The organism is Chryseobacterium sp. SIMBA_038, from assembly GCF_046535115.1.
Lineage (GTDB): Bacteria > Bacteroidota > Bacteroidia > Flavobacteriales > Weeksellaceae > Chryseobacterium.
In genome coordinates, this window is the sequence record NZ_JAWRXH010000398.1 from 1 (window position 1) to 241 (window position 241).

A 241-nucleotide genomic window follows, 5' to 3' on the forward strand; every position below is an offset into this window, starting at 1 on the left:
GGAGATACAAAGGCGTATAATGCGATTCATGACGATCATTATTACAAGCCAGTTGAGAGAAAGCAGTGGGAAAGTGTGTTTGAAGACTGGTTAGCTAATGACTTACAAAAAAGGGAAGCTAAAAGAGTAACTATCAAGCCACAAAGTACATTATTTTTAAAATATATTTATGTTCGTGTACTACCAGTAGAGCATCAAACATCAGAGCTAGCGTTTGACATCGAGCATCTAGTTCCAGTAG

At 37.3% G+C, this 241-nt stretch carries 1 protein-coding gene; it reads left to right on the forward strand.

Going from position 1 to position 241, the window contains the following annotated elements:
• Window positions 1–241, forward strand: a 241-nt coding sequence (locus tag SB689_RS24035; protein ID WP_410694534.1) for a hypothetical protein, incomplete at both ends; no start/stop codon positions are given.